General features: G+C 73.4%; 16 protein-coding genes. 8 read left to right on the top strand and 8 right to left on the bottom strand.

The genetic code is table 11. From position 1 onward, the window contains the following. Positions 1-65: 65 nt before the first annotated feature. Together NMK44_RS16500 and NMK44_RS16495 are read right to left on the bottom strand one after the other, a co-directional pair. Complete coding sequence (locus NMK44_RS16500; RefSeq protein ID WP_254743710.1) at positions 66-2,315, bottom strand: acetate--CoA ligase family protein; 2,250 nt, start codon at positions 2,313-2,315, stop codon at positions 66-68. Between the two features lie 212 nt (positions 2,316-2,527). Beyond that, positions 2,528-3,685, bottom strand: a complete 1,158-nt coding sequence (locus NMK44_RS16495; RefSeq protein WP_254743708.1) for a flavin-containing monooxygenase — start codon at positions 3,683-3,685, stop codon at positions 2,528-2,530. Positions 3,686-3,864: 179 nt separating this feature from the next. Between NMK44_RS16495 and NMK44_RS16490 the strand changes: the two genes are divergently transcribed. The 3 genes from NMK44_RS16490 to NMK44_RS16480 are packed head-to-tail and all read left to right on the top strand — an operon-like array spanning position 3,865 to position 5,349. Further along, positions 3,865-4,317 (top strand): DoxX family protein, encoded by a 453-nt coding sequence (locus NMK44_RS16490; protein WP_254743706.1) that lies wholly within the window; start codon positions 3,865-3,867, stop codon positions 4,315-4,317. Continuing rightward, positions 4,314-4,793 (top strand): Zn-ribbon domain-containing OB-fold protein, encoded by a 480-nt coding sequence (locus NMK44_RS16485; RefSeq protein WP_254743704.1) that lies wholly within the window; start codon positions 4,314-4,316, stop codon positions 4,791-4,793. The genes NMK44_RS16490 and NMK44_RS16485 overlap by 4 nt, the downstream gene beginning before the upstream one ends. Positions 4,794-4,797: 4 nt before the next feature. Continuing rightward, positions 4,798-5,349 carry a GNAT family N-acetyltransferase gene (locus NMK44_RS16480; protein ID WP_254743702.1) on the top strand — a complete coding sequence of 184 codons (552 nt, stop codon included), beginning with the start codon at positions 4,798-4,800 and terminating at the stop codon, positions 5,347-5,349. 28 nt (positions 5,350-5,377) lie between these two features. Here NMK44_RS16480 and NMK44_RS16475 read toward each other — a convergent pair whose 3' ends face one another. Then, a complete protein-coding gene (locus tag NMK44_RS16475; RefSeq protein ID WP_254743700.1) occupies positions 5,378-6,172 on the bottom strand; it encodes a pyridoxine/pyridoxamine 5'-phosphate oxidase in 795 nt (264 codons plus the stop codon). Between the two features lie 106 nt (positions 6,173-6,278). Then, positions 6,279-7,454 carry a thiolase C-terminal domain-containing protein gene (locus tag NMK44_RS16470; RefSeq protein ID WP_254743698.1) on the bottom strand — a complete coding sequence of 392 codons (1,176 nt, stop codon included), beginning with the start codon at positions 7,452-7,454 and terminating at the stop codon, positions 6,279-6,281. A gap of 177 nt (positions 7,455-7,631) precedes the next feature. Here NMK44_RS16470 and NMK44_RS16465 point away from each other — a divergent pair, with 177 nt between their 5' ends. Further along, entirely contained in the window at positions 7,632-8,960 is a 1,329-nt protein-coding gene (locus NMK44_RS16465) for an acyl-CoA dehydrogenase family protein (RefSeq protein WP_254743696.1), read from the top strand. Continuing rightward, positions 8,960-9,451, top strand: a complete 492-nt coding sequence (locus NMK44_RS16460; protein WP_254743694.1) for a nitroreductase family deazaflavin-dependent oxidoreductase — start codon at positions 8,960-8,962, stop codon at positions 9,449-9,451. Before NMK44_RS16465 ends, NMK44_RS16460 begins: the two co-directional genes overlap by 1 nt. Before the next feature lie 255 nt (positions 9,452-9,706). On the opposite strand, the gene NMK44_RS16455 is transcribed toward NMK44_RS16460, so the two are convergent. After that, positions 9,707-10,354: a TetR family transcriptional regulator gene (locus NMK44_RS16455; protein ID WP_254743692.1), complete on the bottom strand. Its 648-nt coding sequence runs from the start codon at positions 10,352-10,354 to the stop codon at positions 9,707-9,709. Positions 10,355-10,699: 345 nt separating this feature from the next. Between NMK44_RS16455 and NMK44_RS16450 the strand changes: the two genes are divergently transcribed. The 3 genes from NMK44_RS16450 to NMK44_RS16440 all read left to right on the top strand — a co-directional run bounded on the left by NMK44_RS16450 (position 10,700) and on the right by NMK44_RS16440 (position 15,148). Further along, positions 10,700-11,575 carry a VOC family protein gene (locus tag NMK44_RS16450; protein ID WP_254743690.1) on the top strand — a complete coding sequence of 292 codons (876 nt, stop codon included), beginning with the start codon at positions 10,700-10,702 and terminating at the stop codon, positions 11,573-11,575. A gap of 197 nt (positions 11,576-11,772) precedes the next feature. Beyond that, a complete protein-coding gene (gene afsK, locus NMK44_RS16445) occupies positions 11,773-14,391 on the top strand; it encodes a protein serine/threonine kinase AfsK (protein WP_254743688.1) in 2,619 nt (872 codons plus the stop codon). A 175-nt stretch (positions 14,392-14,566) separates the two neighbouring features. Next, the gene (locus NMK44_RS16440; RefSeq protein WP_254743882.1) at positions 14,567-15,148 is read left to right on the top strand and encodes a hypothetical protein; all 582 of its coding nucleotides are present in this window, start codon (positions 14,567-14,569) and stop codon (positions 15,146-15,148) included. Positions 15,149-15,181: 33 nt separating this feature from the next. Here the strand turns inward: NMK44_RS16440 and NMK44_RS16435 are convergent, their stop codons facing one another. The 3 genes from NMK44_RS16435 to NMK44_RS16425 are packed head-to-tail and all read right to left on the bottom strand — an operon-like array spanning position 15,182 to position 17,542. Continuing rightward, positions 15,182-15,949 (bottom strand): enoyl-CoA hydratase/isomerase family protein, encoded by a 768-nt coding sequence (locus NMK44_RS16435; RefSeq protein WP_254743686.1) that lies wholly within the window; start codon positions 15,947-15,949, stop codon positions 15,182-15,184. Continuing rightward, positions 15,946-16,386 carry a Zn-ribbon domain-containing OB-fold protein gene (locus NMK44_RS16430; protein ID WP_254743684.1) on the bottom strand — a complete coding sequence of 147 codons (441 nt, stop codon included), beginning with the start codon at positions 16,384-16,386 and terminating at the stop codon, positions 15,946-15,948. Before NMK44_RS16430 ends, NMK44_RS16435 begins: the two co-directional genes overlap by 4 nt. Positions 16,387-16,390: 4 nt before the next feature. Then, entirely contained in the window at positions 16,391-17,542 is a 1,152-nt protein-coding gene (locus NMK44_RS16425; protein ID WP_254743682.1) for a lipid-transfer protein, read from the bottom strand. Positions 17,543-17,659 lie beyond the last annotated feature (117 nt).

Genomic DNA, 17,659 nt, shown 5'->3' with positions numbered 1-17,659 from the left:
CACCGGGCGGCCCCACCGGATCGTGCGGGCGCACCGCGCCCACCGGACCGGCGGGACCGGGGGGTTCAGCGGCAGATCGCGAGCGCGTCCAGCGCCACCGCGCCCTGGCCGCGTTCCAGCACCATCAGCGGGTTCACCTCGAGTTCGGCGAGGTCGTCGCCGAGTTCCAGGGCCATGCGCTGGACCCGCAGCACCACCTCGACCAGGGCGTCCAGATCGGAGGGGGGAGCGCCGCGCACACCGTCGAGGAGGCCGCGGCCGCGCAGTTCACCGAGCATCGCGCGGGCGTGGTCCTCGCCGAACGGGGGGACGCGTACGGCGGTGTCCTTCAGGACCTCGACGAGCACACCCCCTACACCGACGGTCACGGTGGGGCCGAAGAGCGGATCGTGGCTGAGGCCGACGACCATCTCCACCCCGCGCTCGACCATCTGGCAGACCAGGACGCCGTCGAGGTCCACGCCTTCGAAGCGGGCGATGTCGGTCAGCTCGCGATAGGTGTCACGGACCTGGCTGGCGGAGGTCAGCCCCAGCCTCACCAGGCCGAGTTCGGTCTTGTGGGCGAGTTGCGGGGCGGACGCCTTCATCACGACCGGGTAGCCGACCAGACCGGCGGCGCGGACGGCGGCCGCGGCGCTGGTCACGAGCTGCTCGCGGGGCACCCGGATGCCGTAGGCGCGCAGCAGTTGCTTGGCCGCGTGCTCGCTCAGCTGCTCACCGGGCCGCATCAGCCCGCGCACCTTGCGCACCGCGGGGGAGGGGGTGCGCGGGGCGTCGTCGAAGGGGGAGCGGTAGCCGGTGGTGAAGCGGTGGTGGTCCAGATAGGCGCGTACGGCGGTGACGCAGTTGCCGAAGGTGCGGAAGGTCGCCACCCGGGAGGAGCCGAGCAGGGTGGTGCGATAGGCGTCCTCGGTGCCCACCGGGGAGCCCCAGATCACGCACACCAGTTTGTCGGTCTGCTCGGCCGCGGCCACCAGGTCCTGGGCGAGCCGGTCGCTCATGGGCGGGAAGGGGCCGGTGATCGGGCAGATCAGCACCCCCACGGACGGATCGGCGAGGATCGCGTCGATGATCTTCCGGCCGCGCCAGTCGCCGACCGGATGGCCGCCGTTGTCCACCGGGTTGGCCACATTGAGGTCGGCGGGTATCCACTGGTGGAGTTCGGTCTGCTTCTCGGCGGAGAGGGCGGGCAGGGGCAGCCCGGCCGCGGTGGCCAGATCGGCGAAGTGGGCCCCGGTGCCCCCGGAGATCGAATACACCACCACGCCCTCGGCGCGCGGGGGCCGGGCCCGGGCCAGTAACGCGGCGGTGTCCTGGAGTTCGTCCAGACCGTCCACCCGGATGACGCCGTACTGCCGCATGGCCGCGTCCACCACCGCGTCCGTGCCGGTGAGCTTGCCGGTGTGGGAGGCGGCGGTCCGGGCGCCGGTCTCGGTCCGGCCCACCTTCACGGCGACCACGGGCACCTTGGCGCGGGCGGCCCGGTCGGCGGCCAGCAGGAAGCCGCGGCCGTCCTTGAGCCCCTCCGCGTACAGGGCGATGGCGCCGACCTCGGGCCGGGTGGCGAACCAGGAGATGAAGTCGGCCGTCTCCAGATCCGCTTCGTTGCCGGTCGGGGCCCAGTGGCTGAGCCGGATGCCGAGTTCCTGGAGGGTGAAGACGGGGCGGCCCTGGTGGCCGGACTGGGTGATCAGGGCGATGGCGGGTCCGTCCAGGTCCTCGCGGAACTCCTCGAAGGCGTTGAGGTTGGTGTTCGGCCCCAGCAGTCGCACTCCGGCGTGGCGGGCCGCGGTGGCCAGCCGCTCCTGGGCGGCGGCGCCCTCGGGCCCGGTCTCGGCGAAACCGGAGGCGAAGACGACGGCGAACTTCACCTTGGCCCCGGCCAGTTCCTCGATGACCGGGAGCGGATCGCGGACCAGCAGGACGGCGAGGTCGACCGGTTCGGACAGATCGGCCACGGACGGGACGCAGGGAATGCCGAAGACGGACGGACGGGAGGGATGGACGGGGTGCAGCCGGGCGCCGACGCGTTCGGCCCAGGCCACGAGCTGCCGGGTGATCCCGGTATTGGGGCGGCCCTCGGCGTCGGACGCGCCGATGAGCGCCATCGACTCGGGGCGGAAGAACCGGTCCAGGTCGGGGACGGCGGCGTGCAGCGGGCGGCCGCTGACGTCCCGGTCCACCGCCTCCTCGGCGCTCCCGGCCCCCGCGGCGCCGGTGTGGACGTGGACGGTGGGGCCGGGAGCCGGTCCGCAGGCGACGGCTCGGGCGTGACGGGAGTTGGTGGTGAGGGTGCCGTGAGTCGATCCAAGCATCGGTGTCCGCCACTCCTGCTCGATGGCCAATAGTCACAGATCTGACGCCCAGTCAAATTACTGCCTAGTTCAGGCTACTGAAACGAGAGCCTGTCAGGAATGCTCGATGCGCGGAGAACACGCACCGTGACGGCCCGGCGTCGGCCGGGCCGCGCGGCGCGGCGGGCGGTCGGCCCCCGGTGCGGGGTGCTCGACACGGGGAACGGAGGTGGTCAGGAGGTGGTGCGGGCTATCGTCTTCGCGATCTTGCGGGCGTCGATGGCCAGTTCCCGCAGCATGCCGCTGATCGGATTGGTGTAACCGGTGAAGTGCAGTCCCGGGGTGGTCTTCAGGGTGCGCCGGCCGTGGCTGAGGGGGCGGCCCCGGGCATCGAGCACACCCAGATGGCCGACGAGCTCCTCCAGTCCGCGCCGGTAGCCGGTCGCCGCGACGACGACCTCCGGGCTGATCCGGCTGCCGTCCGCCAGCACCACCTTGTCCTGGTCGAAGGAGTCGACCGCCGCGACCACCTCCACCCGGCCCGTCCGCACCGCCTCGACGAGTCCCACGTCCTGCACCGGGATGGCCCCCTGCCGTACCCGGGTGTAGAGCCCGGTCTCCGGCCAGGGCAGTCCGCGTTCGGTGAGATCCGGCATGCTCACCCGGCACATCACCCGGGCCGCCCGGTCCACCAGCGGCCGCGGCAGCCGCCGCACCAGGATGCCGGTGCGCTGCGCGGGCCAGCCCGCCGTCGAGCGGCGCAGGATGTGCGGCGGGGTGCGGACCGCGAGCCGCACCCGTTCCGCGCCGCCCTCGACCAGGTCGGCCGCGATCTCCGCGCCGGTGTTGCCGACCCCGACCACCAGGATGTCCTTGCCTGCGTAGGGGCGGGCGTTGCGGTAGTGCCCGGCGTGCAGCAGTTCGCCGGTGTAGGTGTCACGGCCGGGCCAGTCCGGTAGTCGCGGGGTGTGGTTGAAGCCGGTGGCGACCACGACCACCGGCGAGGTCAGTACCCGTCCGCCGGTGGCCCGCAGCAGCCATTCCGTGTTGTCCGCCGTCCGCTCGATCCGGGAGACCTCGACCCCGGTGACGACCTCCAGCCGGTGGTGTTCGGCGTAGCGCTCCAGATACCGGACCATGTTGTCCCGGGTGACCCACCGTCCGAACGAGCGCGGCATCGCGAGTCCGGGGAGCGCGGACAGCCGGCGGGTGGTGTGCAGATGCAGCCGGTCGTAGTGGTTGCGCCAGGAGGTGGCGACCGTGTCGGACTTCTCCAGGACCACCGCGTGGATCCCGCGCTCGCGCAGCGTGGCGGCGGTGGCGAGGCCGCCGGGTCCGCCGCCGATCACATACACGGGTGAGGACTTCGGAGAGGAACTGTCGACTGCCATGCGGGCGAGCGTAGTCGGGAGTATTTGACGGGTTTCGGTCAAACCGATTCCGAATCGATTGCGGAAAGGTCACGGCCCGTACCGCACCCCCTACCCCTTGCGCACATCCCGTCCGTCCCATGAAACTGACGTGCCGTCAGAAACGGATGGCGATCAGCCGGGCAGGAGGTGGGCACACCATGCGGACGATCTGGCTCAGCGGCCCCGAATGGCTGGCCGTGCTGCGCATCGGACTCGGGCTGTGGTGGCTGGAGAGCTGGCGGCACAAGGACAAGGCGAGCTGGTTCCGGCGCGGCAGCGGAATCGCCTGGGCGAAGGGGGTCGCGGACGAGCATCGCTGGGCGTTCGTCCGGCGCGGGTTCGACACCGTCGTCGCGCCGCGGCCCAGGACCATGGCGTATGTGGTGGTCCACGCCGAACTGGCCCTCGGGCTCGGGCTGGTCCTCGGTCTGCTGACCCCGGTCGCCCTGATCGGCGGGCTGCTCCTCAACCTCCTCTACTTCCTGCTCATGATCCACGACTGGGCGGAACAGGGGCAGAACGCCATGATGATGCTGATCTCCCTGGTCGCGCTGGCCGCGATGAGCTGGCAGACCTGGTCGCTGGACGAGACCTGGGGGCTGTTCCGGTGAGCGCCGGGGCATCCACCGGATCCGGCGCCGGGCACACCGGCGGGGCCGCGCGCTTCGATGTGCCCGAGCCCGACGCCTTCACCCGCCCCTACTGGGACGCCGCGGCCGGGGGCCGGTTGCTGATCCGCCGCTGCGCGGCCTGCGGACGCGCCCACCACTACCCCCGCGAGTTCTGCCCGCACTGCTGGAGCGAGAACGTCGCCTGGGAGGAGGCGAGCGGTGCCGCGACCCTCTACACCTGGTCCGTGGTGCACCGGAACGACCTGCCCCCGTTCGGCGGGCGCGTCCCGTACACCGCCGCCGTCGTCGATCTCGCCGAAGGACCGCGGATGATGACCGAAGTGGTCGCCGGTCCCGCCTGCGCACCGCACCACGGGGCCGGGCTGCGCGTCGGGATGCCGCTGCGCGCCGCCTTCCGCGTCCCGCAGGACGGCTCGACACCGGCTGTTCCCGTCTTCCGCCCGCTGCTTGAATGACCGGGTGCTGAGACCGGTCGAGCTCCAGGCCCCCGGGCTGCGGCTGCGCCCGTGGGAGGACACCCCGGGGGACCGCCGTGCCGCCCTGCGCGGGCTGACCGACCCCGACTTCCGCCGCTGGAACACCCCGGTGGCCCTCGTCGACGACGAGGAGGACGTCCACCTCTGGACCCACGGCCGGGCCGACGGCTGGCGCCGCGGTGACATGGCGTCCTTCGCCGTCCTGGAGGGCGCCGAGATCCGCGGCCATGTCTCCGTCGGGCTGATCGACTACGGAGACCGCAGCGGCCGCGTCGGCTACTGGGTGCTGCCCGAGGCCCGCGACCGGGGGATCGCCTCCCATGCCCTCCGGGCCGTCACCGGCTGGGCCTTCCGGGAGCTCGGACTGCACCGGCTGGAACTCCGGCACGACATCGGCAACGAGGCGTCCTGCCGGGTCGGCCTCCGCTGCGGATACGCGGCCGAGGGCGTGATGCGCCAGGCGCGCTTCGACCGCGGCGGAACGCCCCGCGATGTCCATCTGCACGCCCGGCTGGCCGTCGACGAGCGGCGGTGACCCGGGGGGCGTGAGCGCCGGACGGGGCTCAGGGCCAGAGCAGCTCCCGGCGCCAGCCGCCGGACGCCTCCGGTGCGCGCCGGTAGCGCAGCCGTACGTGCCGCCGCCGCGCCTCCTCCTGGTAGAACTCCATCTCGTCCGGCTCCAGGGCGTACAGGGTCCAGCTCGGCGCCGGGGCGTCCGGCTCCCGTTCCGCCCGCTCGTACGCCGCCTCGAAGGCGCGCACCAGCTCCTCGCGCGCTGCCAGCACCTCGCTCTGGCGCCCGGCACCGGCCAGTGCGGCCGCGAGCGCGGCAGGGGACCGGCCGCGCAGATCCGCCGCGCTCTCCTCGGCCCCGGCCTCCTGTACCCGGCCGCCGATCCGCACCTGACGGCCGGTGTGCGGCCAGTGGAACGCGAGCGACGCGTACGGGCGCTCGGCCAGCTCCCGGCCCTTGCGGCTGGTGCGGTGGGTGCCGAAGTGCCAGCCGCGGGCGTCGGCGCCGCGCAGCATCACCACACGCTGGGACGGGCGACCGTCCGCACCGGCGGTGGCCAGCACCATGGTGTGCGGGGCCGGTTCGCCCGACGCCGCGGCCTCGCGCAGCCAGCGCCGGAACAGCGGGAGCGGGGTGTCCGGAGCCCGCTCCGGGGCGAAGACGGGCAGTTCGCCGCCGTGGCGTACGCGGAGCCCGCCCAGCAGCTCCCGGAACGAGGCATCGGTCTCACCCGGCTCCTCGGTCTCACCCGGCTCCTCGGGCACACCGGCTTCCTCCGGCAGACCGGGCTCACCGGCCGTACCCGCCCCGGGCGCCCCGGGGCGCCGCTCCTCGGCTCCGCTCATCGGACGTTCTCCGCCTCCCGCGCCCGCGCCTGCGCGCACGCTCGCTCGCCCCGCGATCCCGGCCATCCGATCATCCGGATCCGGCCGGGGCAAGCGCGGCGGGCCGTCAGCCGCGGCCGAGCACCACCGTGCCCGACGAGCAGAACCAGCCGCCCGTCCCGGACGCCACGGCCAGTTCCGGCAGCCGTCCGCCCGCTCCGCGGACCTGGCGGTCGCCCGCCTCACCGCGCAACTGCCGTACCGCCTCGACCAGCAGGAACAGCCCTCGCATCCCGGGGTGACAGGCCGAGAGGCCACCGCCGTCGGTGTTGGCGGGCAGCTCACCGCCGAGGGTCAGCCGCCCCTTGGCCGCGAACGCGCCGCCCTCGCCCTTGGCGCAGAAGCCGAGGTCCTCCAGGGTCACCAGGGTCATATAGGTGAACGCGTCGTAGAGCTGCGCCACATCGATCTCCGACGGCCGCACCCCCGCCCGCCGGAAGGCCGCGCGCCCCGAGACGGCCGCGGGGGAGACCGTGAAGTCGTCCCACTCCGACATCGTGGTGTGCGAGAGGGCGGTGCCGGAGCCGAGGACCCACACCGGCGGCGGCACGGTGTCCGGTACGTACTCCTCGCCCACCAGCAGTACCGCGCAGCCGCCGTCCGAGCGGATGCAGCAGTGCAGTTTGGTGAACGGGTCCGCGATCATCGGCCCGCTCAGGACGTCGTCGACGGTGATCGGATCACGGAACATCGCATCCGGATTGTGCGCGGCGTTGGCACGCGCCTGAACGGCGATGTCCGCGAGCTGCTCAAGAGTGGTTCCGTACTCATGCATATGGCGACGGGCGGCCATCGCGTACTTGGCGATGAGCGTATGGCCGTAGGGCACCTCGAACTGGAGGGGGCCCCGGGCGCCGAAGGAGAGGTTGGCGGTGCGGCGTCCCGCGCGGATGTCGGCGCGCGCGGTGGAGCCGTAGACCAGCAGGACGGCGCGGGCGTGCCCGGCGGCGATGGCGTCCGCCGCGTGGGCCGCCATCACCTCCCAGGTGGCGCCGCCGACGGCGGTCGAGTCGGTCCAGGTGGGACGGAGCCCCAGGTACTCGGCGACCTCCAGCGGGGCGAGCGTGCCAAGGCCGGCCGAGGCGAAGCCGTCCACGACCGAGCGGTCGAGCCCGGAGTCGGCGAGCGCCCGGCGCGCGGCCTGGGCGTGCAGCGCGTAGGGGGTGGCCTCCTCGACACGGCCGCAGTCGGAGAGGGAGACGCCGACGACGGCAACCTTGCGGGTGCGCTTCGTTGCGGACATGAATCTGACGGTACATCAGATTCGCGCGGACGCGGCAGGCCGGTACGGGCCATGCGGGGCGGTGGCCGGGCCTCATGGGCGGAGGCCGCTCGGGCCGAGGGGCTGGGAAAGTGTGCACCGGCTCCCTAATATGACGGCTCGTCAGAAATGGGCCGGTCGGAGACGGAGGGCTCGCCGATGGACGCCGCGTTCACCGAGGAACAGGACCAGATCCGCCGCACCGTGCGCGAATTGCTGCGGGAGCGGTGCGATACGGATGCGGTCAAGGCGGCGGTCCGCACCGCGCCCGGCCATGACACCGCGCTGTGGCGGCTGCTCGCCCGGCAGCTCGGCCTGTCCGGACTGGCGCTGCCCGAGGAGTACGGCGGCGCCGGTTGCGGAGCCGTTGAACAGGCCCTGGTCTGCGAGGAGGTGGGACGGGCCCTGCTTCCGTCGCCCCTGCTGGCCACCGCCGTGCTCGGGGCGCCGCTCATCGCCCGGCTCAGCGCCGGGGCCCAGCGCGCCGCGCTGCTGCCGGGGATCGCGGCCGGGGAGCTGACGGCGGCGCTCGCGGTACCGGGCGGTGCGCTGCCGGAGGCGCTCGGGCTGACCGGTGCGCCTGCGGAGACCGCCGGGGGAGCGCGGAACGGCTGGGCGGGCGGCGGGCGCGCGGGCGGGGTGCAGGCGCGCCACGACAGCGGGACGGGCTGGCGGCTGTACGGGCAGGTGGACCAGGTGCTCGACGGCCACAGCGCAGGAGTACTGCTGGTCGCCGCCCGCACCGGGGGCTATACGCGCGGCCGGACCCTGCTGTTCGTGGTCCCGGGCGACGCGGCCGGACTCACCCGCACCCGGCTGACCGCACTCGACGAGACACGGCCGCAGGCCCGGATCGAGCTGCGGAACGTGATGGCGGAGCCGCTCGGCGAGGACCCCGGCCGCGCCGCGGTCGGTACGGCGAACGGCGGCACGAACGGCGACGCGGACGGTGCGGCGGCGCGGGTGGCGGACGGGCTGGTCCACCTGGGCGCGACGGCCGCCGCCCACCTCGCGGCCGAGGCCGTGGGCGTGGCCGACGCGGCGCTGACGCGCACGGTCGCCTATGTACGGGAGCGGGAGCAGTTCGGCCGCCCGGTCGGCTCCTTCCAGGCGGTCAAACACCGGCTGGCGGATGTGTATGTGAAGGTCCAGGCGGCCCGTTCGGCGGCGTACTACGCGGCGTGGGCGACGGGCGGCACAACGGCCCCGGACGGACGGGAGGACCGCGAGGCCGCGGTCGCGGGCGGGCTGGCGCTCGCCCAGGCGCTGGAGGCGCAGCGGGCGGCGGCGGCCGAGGCCGTCCAGCTTCACGGCGGTCTCGGCTTCACCTGGGAGCACGACGCCCATCTCGCCTTCAAGCGGGCGGCCTCGGACGAGCTGCTCTTCGGTCCCGTCCACCGGTTGCGGGCACGTGCGGCGGAGCTGGGCGGGCTGTTCGGCGCCCGGCCGGCCGCGGTGGCCGCCCAGGCGGCGGCGGTGGCGGTCTGATGCCCGGTTACGGGGTGCGGCTGGTGCGGAAGGTGTCGTCCACCCGGGCCTTCGCCAGGGTGGCCCCCCATGTCATCCCGGCGTTCGACCGCGCGGTCCACCGGATCACCCGCGGCCGGGTGCTGCCGAGCGCGCTGATGCTGCCCGGGGTGATCCTCACGGCCCGGGGCGCGCGGACCGGGCAGCCGCGCCGTACGCCGCTGGCGTGCATGCCGGAGGAGGGCGGCGGCTGGATCCTGGTCGGCAGCAACTTCGGCCGTCCGGGGCATCCGGCGTGGACCGCGAACCTGCTGCGGCACCCGGATGCGGAGATCAGCTGGCGGGGCCGGGACATCGCGGTGCGGGCGCGGCTGCTGGAGGGGGCGGAGCGGGAGTCGGCGTGGTCGGCGGTGCTGGCCTTCTGGCCGCCGTACGCCGGGTACCAGGCGCGGGTGGAGCGCCGGATCCGCCTCTTCCGCCTGGAGCCGGTGCCGCGCGACGAGCGCGGGTGACACGGCGGATGCCGCAGGGCGGCTCCTCGCCCCCTGCCGCTTCGGAGCCCGGAGCCCGGAGAACGGCCGCGGGGGGGGGGGGGGGGCCGCGGGGGGGGCCGCGGGCGGGGCGGGCGGGGGGGGGGCGGGCGGGGGCGCCCCCCGGCCCCCCCCCCCGGGGGGGGCCCCCCCCCCCCCCCGGCCCGCCCCCCCGCGGCGTGACAGGACGTGCTGGCCCGCCGGTCGGCCGGACCGGCGCGCGGTGCATTCAGACGGCTATTTGGTCGGCTTCCGGCCGGTGATACCCAGGTGGACGACATAGGCCAGGTTCGGCTTCAGCTCGGCCTGCTTCACGCCCCAGCTCTGGAAGCCCTTCTGGTGCGCGGCGACGGCGGCCAGCATCGCGACGAGCGTGCCCGCGACCGCCGGGGCGCTGACGCTCTTGTCGATCCGGCCCTTGGCCTGGAGGTCCTTGACGGCGTCCGTCAGGGAGTTGGTCACGGCGTTGAGGATCTTCATACGGATCTTGTAGAACCGCTTGTCGCCCTCGGCCGCTCCCAGGTCGACCACCCGCAGGATGGCGTCGTGTTTGCGCCAGAACGAGAGGAAGCCGTCGACCAGGTCCTCCGCCGCCTGTGCGCCGGACTTCCCGGCCCAGGAGCGACCGGCGACCAGATCGGTCAGCCCCGCGCCCTCCTTGGCCATCTCCTCCGCGAGCTCGAGGACGGCGCCCTCGACGTCGGGGAAGTACTGGTAGAACGTCGCCGGCGAGGTCCCTGCCTTGCGTGCGACATCGATGACCTTGACATCTCGGTACGGGGATGAGCTGAGCATCTCGCTGAGGCAGTCGAGCAGCTTCTGCCGTGTCGCCTGCCCGCGGCGACCGGCCACCCGCCCGTCGACGGTGCGTACTTGTCCTGTCATGCCGTCAGCTTACCGAGGGGTGATCAGAGCGCGATTCGGCTGCGTGCAAATGGGGTTAGCGAGGGATGAGTGGGTTTGTCGGGCCTCCTCAGCAGGTCGGAATGGCTTATTCCGGTCGCTTTCCATCGGGAGAGCCCCCGGAGAGGCCACTCACCCACATGAGTGATTCGTGTTATCAACAGCCTGTGGATAACGAGGGTGGATGAGCTGCGCGGAACCCGGTGGCGGCGGTCCGGGATTGGCCGAAAGGTGAGAATTCCGGAGCGGGCGCCGGGAGCGATCCCCCGTTAGCGTGGCAAGTGGGGAAGAACGCTCCCCACAGGAGGACGCGGGAGGATCCGGGACATGGCCGCATTCGCCGAAGGTGTGCCCTGCTGGGCGGACGCGATGCTTCCCGACCTCGAGGCGGGCAAGCGGTTCTACGGCGGGCTGTTCGGCTGGACCTTCGACGAGCGGACCACGGACTACGGCTCGTACACCCGCGCCCTACTCGGCGGGAAGGACGTCGCCGGGCTCGTGCCCAAGCCCGACGGGCGGATGCCGACCGTCTGGAACATCTACTTCGCCACCCGGGACGCCGCCGCGACCGCCGCCCGGATCCGCGAGGCGGGCGGCCGGGTGATCGCCCCGCCGGTGTGGATCGACGACTCCTGTGTGATGGCCACCGCCGCGGACCCGGGCGGCGCGGTCTTCGGGCTGTGGCAGGCGGGCAGCCACCCCGGCTTCGCGCGGCGCGGCACCCCGGGCTCGTACGGCTGGACCGAGGTCCACACCCGGCAGCCCAGACCGGTCGACTCCTTCTACCGGGCGGTCTTCGGATACGGCATGGAGCCCGTCAGTGTGCGCGGGGCCCGTGACACCGGCCCCTGTGAGCCCCGGGACACCCACGCCCCGGCCTCCGCCCCCGCCCCCGATCTCGTCCTGTGGTCCCCGCGCGGTGAGCCCACCGGGGCCCGGCACGCGATCGGCGGACGGGTCGTGATCGGCGAGCGGTACCCGGCCGAACTGCCCGCGCATTTCCTCACGTACTTTGTGGTGGCGGACTGCGACCAGGCGCTGCGCACGGCCCACCGGCTGGGCGGGCGAGTTCTCAATGACCCCGAAGATACGCCGTACGGGCGTTTCGCGGTCCTTGCGGACAATCAGGGCGCGGTCTTCGCCGTGATCGACACCTCGGCGACCGGCCCCTCCGACGCGGGGAGCAGGGCGGGACCGGGCTGAGAGCGAGGTGGCGGCCGTGCCGTCGAACGGGGCGGTGCCCGGCTCCGTATCGCCCGATGACACGACGATTCGCCCCCGGGTTCGCAACCGCCGCCTTCGCCAGAGAGAATGCAGGATGCGTGCCGCCGGACGGTTTGTCGGTGAGACGCTGCACGGGGCTGTACTTTTCCAAGCCCCCACGGGGAGGTGGCAGGCAAGTGGTGGAGCAGCTGACGCAGCACGATCCGAGGCGGATCGGCCCTTTCGAGGTGCTCGGTCGGCTCGGCGCGGGCGGCATGGGGCTGGTCTATCTGGCCCGCTCGGCATCGGGCCGACGGGTCGCGATCAAGACGGTGCGGACCGAGCTCGCCGAGGACCAGCTCTTCCGCGTCCGGTTCACCCGCGAGGTGGAGGCGGCCCGCGCGGTCAGCGGCTTCTACACGGCGGCGGTGGTCGACGCCGATCCGCGGGCGGCGGTGCCCTGGCTGGCCACGGCCTACGTCCCCGCGCCCTCCCTGGAGGAGATCGTCAACGAGTGCGGGCCGATGCCCGCCCAGGCGGTGCGCTGGCTGGCGGCCGGAGTCGCCGAGGCGCTGCAGTCCATCCATGGCGCGGGGCTGGTCCACCGGGATCTGAAGCCGTCGAACGTCCTGGTCGTCGAGGACGGCCCGCGCGTGATCGACTTCGGTATCGCCTCCGGTGTCTCGAACACCCGGCTGACGATGACCAACGTCGCCGTCGGCACCCCGGCCTATATGTCGCCCGAGCAGGCGCGTGACTCGCGCAGTGTGACGGGCGCGAGCGACATCTTCTCGCTCGGCTCCACCCTGACCTTCGCGGCCACCGGACACGCCCCCTTCCACGGTGCCAACCCGGTGGAGACCGTGTTCATGCTGCTGCGCGAGGGCCCGGACCTGACCGGACTCCCCGATGAGCTGCGGCCGCTGATCGAGTCGTGCATGCAGATGGAGGCGGACCGCCGGCCCTCCCCGGCGGACCTCCAGTCGCAGCTCGCCCCGCACCTCTTCGCCTCCAACGCCGATGACAGCGGTACGGCCTCGGCCTGGCTGCCCGGCGGCGCCGTCGCGCTCATCGAGCGCAAGCGCAGCGGGCGCAACCAGGTGCGCGGCGGCTCCGCACGCCCCGCGGCCGGTGGCGGCCGGTCCGCCCCGGGCGGTGGCAGCGGTGGCGCCGGGCGCGCCGCGGCTCCGCTGCCGCCGGAGCGTCCGCCCACACCGCCGCCCTCCTACGCACAGTCCGCCGGAGCCGGAGCGGCGTCGCCCGGCGCGGGCGGCTGGGAGCCGGTGGGCGTCGGGGATCCGCGCGGCGGTCTGCGCGCCCCGGAGGCCGCGAGCCCGCCGAGCGCGCTGGGCTCCATCGGCCCCGGGCGGCACGCCGCCCCCGCCGGACCGCCCTCCGCCGTACCGTCCGCGCCCCTGCCCGCCGCGGCCGACGGCGCGGTGCGGCTGCCCGGTTCACAGGTGCCGATCGGGCCCGGCCTGCGGGCCGCCGACACCCGCGATCCGCAGGCGCGGCAGGACACCGGCCCCGCCACCGGCTGGGTGCGCCCGCCCGGTGGTATGACCACCGGCGGGGTGAACGGCGGGGAGGCCGCGGCCACCGGCGCCGTGCCGCCGCCGTCCCACGCGGCGTCCGCCGACGCGGCCGACGGGCCGGGCGGCGCGGGTGTCCCCGGGCGCTGGCGGCCCTGGCGGTTCCGGATGTCCAACGACGTCTGGGGCACCCCGGCCGTCGCCGACAATCTGCTCTATGTCACCTCCTTCGAGGTGCACGCGCTGGATGTGGGCACCGGGCGGCGGCAGTTCAAGACCCGTGACGTGGCCTGGGCGATGGCCGTGGCCAACGGCCGGATCCACGCCTCCGACGGCCCGACGCTCTACGCGCTGGACGCGGAGGACGGCGCCGAGCGCTGGCGGCTGTCCACCGACGGCTGGGTCTACTCGCTCAAGGTGGACCGCGGCACGGTCATCACCGGCACCCGTGGCGGCGGCGTCCAGGCGTGGGAGGCGGCCAACGGCGAGCTGCTGTGGGAGAAGCAGGGCCTCCAGACGGACTTCGAGACGCCCGAGTCCGGGCCGGTCATCCACGACGGCACGGTCTATGTGTGGGCGGACGCGCGGCTGCGCGCCCTGGAGGCGCGCACCGGCGCGGAGCGCTGGTCCTACCCGATCGGTGACGCGGCGTCCTGCGGCGGGGTGCCGATGCGGCTGCTGTCGGCGCCCGACGGCGTCGTCTATGTCACCGCCGGAACCCGGGTGCTGGCCATCGACATCGCGCGCGGCGAGGTGCGGTGGCGCTTCGAGGCGCCCGCCGTCTTCCTGTGCGCGCCCGCGTACGCACCGGGGCCCGCGGTGACCGGCGGCGGTATCTACATCGCCGACTACCTGGGCACGGTCTACGCGCTGGACGCGGCGAACGGACGCGACCGCTGGCGGATCGCCACCGAGTCGCGCCAGTCCATCGAACCGGTGCTGGTCGCCGACGGTTCGGTGCATCTGGGCAGCGGCAGCGCGCTGTACACGCTCGACGCGGTCACCGGCACCCCCAAGTGGCGGTTCGCCGCGGGCGGCGAGGTCATCGGCTCCCCGGTCGTCGCGGACGGGCGCGTCCACTTCGGCTCGGCCGACCACTGTCTCTACACGGTGGACGCGGCGGGCGGACAGCTCCGCTGGAAGCTGGCCACCGGCGGTGAGATCACCGGGTCCCCGGTGGCCGCCGGGGGTGTGGTGTACGCGTGCAGCAAGGACCGCTGTGTCTACGCGCTCGACGCGGTGAAGGGCACCGGGCAGTCCCGGCCCCCGGCCAACCGCCCCTGAGGAACGGTCTCGTCCGCCCGGAACCGCGGTGACGGACGAGATCGTCTCCGACTGCCAGGAGCCGGGCCGGGCCCCGATGTGACTTTGGGGTAGGAAGTGCCGTTGCTAGGGTGGCGTGCACTTGTCAACTGGCGTCCGGTTGGCTTGTTTGTGCCGTTCAACGGGGGAGAATTCCATGCAACGCCGTTCTGTACGCCTGCTCGCCGTCACCCTCATCGGGCTGATGGCGCTCACCGGATGCGGGAAGAAGGGCAGGGGCAGCAGCAGCCACGGCGGCGGCGGGCTGGGCGGCTTCAGCTCCGGTGGCAGCGGCGGTGACTCCCCGGCGTCCGACCCCAGCGGTCTGCCCAGCGGTGTGCCCACCGACCTGCCCTCGGGGATCTCGTCGGGCGGATCGTCGTACTCCCCGGGCTACCCGACCCCGTCCAGCTCGTACAGCTACTCCCCGCCGGCCACCTACAACCCGGACGCCTCGACCGAGACCAGCGGCTCCAACTGCCGCTACGACCAGTCCACCGGGCAGTTCAAGTACGACGTGAAGGTCACCAACACCGACCCCAGCCGCAGCTTCCGCTACTCGGTCAGCGTGAGCTGGAACGAGTACGTGGGCGACGGGCTGCTCGGCTACGACAGCACCTATGTGACCGTGCTGCCGGGCCAGAGCGAGACCTTCACCGCCAGCGACAGCTACACCATCACCAAGCGGACCGAGTACCAGTGCCAGGTCAGCTCGGCCAGCAAGTCCCCGGCAAGCTGACCGGGTGGACCGGCCACCGGTCCGACCGCCGCGTCAGCGGAGCCGGAAGCCGGGCGTACGGGCCGCGAACCGCGCGGCCTGGCGCTCCGGCGGCAGGTTCCCCAGCGCGATCAACTGCGGCGCGTGGGTGAGTGCCTGGTGCAGCGCGGCCTCCTTGGCCGTCCACAGCGCCCGTACCGTCCCCTGCACCGCCTCCGTCGGGTACGACGCCAGGACGGAGGCGGCGCGCACGGCCGCCGCCGTGACCTCCCCTGCCGGGACCACCTCGCTCACCAGGCCCGTCTCATACGCCCGCCGGGCCGAGACCCGCTCCGCGGTGCCCATCAGCGCCATCCGGGCGACCTCGCCGAACGGCATCCGCTGGGCCATGAGGACGGCCTCGTAGGCGCTGACCATGCCATAGCTGGTGTGCGGGTCGAAGAAGGCCGCGGTCTCGTCGGCGACGATGAACTCGGCCTCGCCCAGCAGGTAGAACGCCCCGCCGCAGGCCATTCCGGCCACCGCTGCGACCACCGGCTTCCACAGGTCGTTCGCCTTCGGGCCGACCGTGCGCAGCGGATCGTCCAGGGCGTAGGGCGACGGCGGCTGCGGTATCTCGGCCGAGCGGTCGATCCCGGTACAGAAGGCCCGGTCGCCCGCGCCGGTGAGCACCACGGCGCGGACCGATGCGTCGAAGCGGAAGCGGCGCCAGACGGCGATCAGTTCACCGGCGGTCTCCAGGTCGATGGCGTTGTGCCGGGCGGGGCGGTCGAGGGTGACCACCGCGACACCGTCCTCCCCGGTGCTGACGCGTACCGTCATGGCCGCTCCAACAGCCAGCGCACCACGGCCAGTCCGTCCGCGGGCCGGTGGAAGGCCGCCCTGACCGGGGCGCCGATCCGGAGCCGCCCGGGGTCCACCGAGTCCAGCGGGGCGTCGGCGGATGCGACGACATTGCCCACCAGCCGGATCCGCGGATGGTCGGCCAGCTCCACCAGCACCACGTTGTAGGGGGCCTGGGCGGCGTAGCCGGGCAGCAGCGGCGGATGGGGCAGGACGTAGGACCAGATCCGGCCACGGCCGCTGGTCCGCTTCCACCGGTGCTCGAAGGACTGGCAGGACGGGCAGCAGGGCCGTGGCGGGAACCGCGGCGCGGCACAGCCGGCACAGGTCTGGACGCGCAGTTCGCCGCGCGCCGCGTAGTCGAAGAAGGGTGCGCCGTCCTCGTCCGGGACGGGCTGGAGCAGCTCGGCCGACATACGCTCAACTCCTCAGCAGCAGGGCGGATGTGGGAACCCCCTCACCCGCCGTGACCAGGCAGGTGGTGGCGCCGGGGACCTGGGCGGTGCTGGTGCCGCGCAACTGGCTGACCCCCTCGGTGATCAGGTTGAAACCGTGGACGTACGCCTCGCTGAGCCCGCCGCCGCCGGTGTTGAGCGGCAGCCGTCCGCCGATCTCCAGCGCGCCGCCCTCGGTGAACGCGGCGCCCTCGCCCCGCCCGCAGAAGCCGTATCCCTCCAGCGACAGCGGGATCAGGGCGGTGAAGGCGTCGTAGATCTGGGCCACGTCCACGTCCTGCGGTCCGAAGTCGGCGCTCTTCCACAGTTGGCGGGCGGCGGTCCAGGAAGGGCCGGAGAGCGGATCGTCGTTCCAGTAGTTGACCATCCCATGGTGCTGGGCGGGCAGCCCCTGTGCGACGGAGTGGACGTAGACGGGGCGCCGCCGGCAGTCGCGCGCCCGTTCGGCGGAGACCACCACACAGGCCAGTGCGCCATCCGTCTCCAGACAGTTGTCGAACAGGCACAGCGGTTCGCTGATCCAGCGCGCGGTCATGTACATCTCGCGGGTCAGCGGGCGTTCGTACATCATCGCGGCCGGGTTCTGGTTGGCCCGGTTGCGGCAGGCCAGGGCGACGTTGAAGAGGTGGTCGCGGGTGGCGCCGTACTCGTGCATATAGCGCCGGGCCAGCATCCCGATCTCATCGGCGGGGCGCAGCAGCCCGTACGGCCGGGTCCACTGGCCCGGAGTCGGGAGCTGGGCCCGGGTGTTGGTCCACGGCCGCGGTCCGCTGCCGCGTTTGCGGGAGCGCCAGGCCACCCCGACCTCGGCCTGTCCGGTGGCGATGGCGGCGGCCAGATGGGCGACGGTGGCACAGGAACCGCCGCCGCCGTAACCGGCCTTGGCGAAGAAGGTCACCTCCCCGGCGCCGATCGCCTTGGCGACCTCGACCTCGTCGGTCTCCTCCATGGTGTACGAGGCGAAGGCGTCCACCTCGGACGGGGCGATCCCGGCGTCGTCCAGCGCGGCGAGGATCGCCCGGCAGGCCAGGGTCTTCTCGGACTCGGGGAGCCGTTTGGCGAAGGCCGTCCGGCCGATCCCGGCTATCGCCGTCGCGTCTTTCAGGGTCGCCGCCATCGCCACCTCCGTGGTCGCGGTTCCCCGGTGCCCGCGGTCACCGGTGCTGACAGCGGGGAAGGGTACCGCTAATCTGACGGACAGTCAGCTATCGGTCTGCTGGTGAGATCCGGGCGC

Source organism: Streptomyces cucumeris, from assembly GCF_024295805.1.
GTDB classification, from domain to species: domain Bacteria; phylum Actinomycetota; class Actinomycetes; order Streptomycetales; family Streptomycetaceae; genus Streptomyces; species Streptomyces cucumeris.
This window is presented reverse-complemented; position numbering and strand designations above follow the sequence as displayed.